This window comes from Vibrio sp. D173a (assembly GCF_030248475.1).
This window is the reverse complement of sequence record NZ_JAHGAH010001253.1, coordinates 1-1,203: the sequence shown is the minus strand read 5'-3', so window position 1 is coordinate 1,203 and position 1,203 is coordinate 1. Positions and strand designations below refer to the sequence as shown.

The 1,203-nt window shown below is 46.3% G+C and carries 3 protein-coding genes; 2 read left to right on the top strand and 1 reads right to left on the bottom strand.

The features are described from left to right. Positions 1-161: DUF2959 family protein (locus KIV40_RS32655; protein ID WP_285353518.1), on the bottom strand; the 161-nt coding region annotated here is incomplete at its 3' end. 40 nt (positions 162-201) lie between these two features. Here KIV40_RS32655 and KIV40_RS32650 point away from each other — a divergent pair. After that, entirely contained in the window at positions 202-1,143 is a 942-nt protein-coding gene (locus KIV40_RS32650; RefSeq protein WP_285353516.1) for a virulence factor BrkB family protein, read from the top strand. Further along, the coding region (locus KIV40_RS32645) for a D-aminoacyl-tRNA deacylase (protein ID WP_375164937.1) at positions 1,115-1,203 on the top strand (89 nt) is incomplete at its 3' end. The genes KIV40_RS32650 and KIV40_RS32645, both read left to right, overlap by 29 nt.

Below are 1,203 nucleotides of genomic sequence, written 5' to 3'. Positions count from 1 at the left end.
AACTCTTCTTGAGCATCTTGTTGAGACTCTTTGGCATCTTCTACACGATCGACCATGATGTCACGTTTGTGGTAACCCACTTGCTCCATGGCTGAGTAATACGCCGACTGACATCCGGTTAGGGTAAAAATAGATAGCACTAATACGAGAAAATAAGGCATCCTTGGTTCCTATATACAAATAATCAACATTATTAGGACTATGAACGAGTTACATGGGAGTTACAAGTTGAAGATCCAAAAGACAGCCACGCTCAGCATCGCGTTCTCGCACTACCTGATAGCAAGGATGAAACACGATCGGGTAAATGTGAATGCTGGCTACTTGGCGTACATCACTCTGCTGTCTATTGTCCCGATGCTGGCGGTATTGTTATCGATACTCTCCTCTTTTTCGGTGTTTGCCGATGTAGGGATCGTGATTCAGAAATTCATTATCAATAATTTTGTCCCTGCCTCTGGTGATGCCGTACACAACGCTTTGCAGGATTTCGTCGCAAATACCGGCAAGATGACCGCAGTTGGTAGTGGCTTCTTGTTTATTGCTGCAATGATGCTGATCTCCAACATCGATAAAAACCTGAATTACATCTGGCGAGTGAAGGGCAAGCGTCGTCCGGTTCACTCTTTCTCAATGTACTGGATGGTTTTAACTCTGGGGCCAATCTTAGTAGGCGCGAGTATCGCTGCGACGTCTTACGTGACTTCGCTTACCCTGCTACAAAACGAGACCGTCTCTGGGCTGTATAACTTTGTGATTCGCAAGCTGCCATTAATCCTCTCTTTCTTCACTTTCTTTGGCTTGTACTTGTTGGTTCCGAACAAAAAGGTCAACTTTTCTCACGCGGCGGCGGGCTCGTTGGTGGCCGCCCTGCTGTTTGAATTGAGTAAGAAAGGCTTTGCGGCTTACATTACTCAGTTCCCGTCATATCAACTTATCTACGGCGCACCGGCGGCGATTCCTATTCTGTTTGTCTGGGTTTACTTGTGTTGGTTAATCGTTCTGGTGGGTGCTGAGGTTACTGCGGCACTGGGTGAGCGTGAACAGTGGAGTGAGGCGAAAGAAATGGTACACTCTACCGATAATCAAGAAGTTCCAGAACAAGGAAATCACAGTGATAGCACTGATTCAAAGAGTAAGTGAAGCGGCCGTTCGCGTTGATGGTGAGGTAGTTTGCGAAATTGATAAGGGCTTATTGGTGTT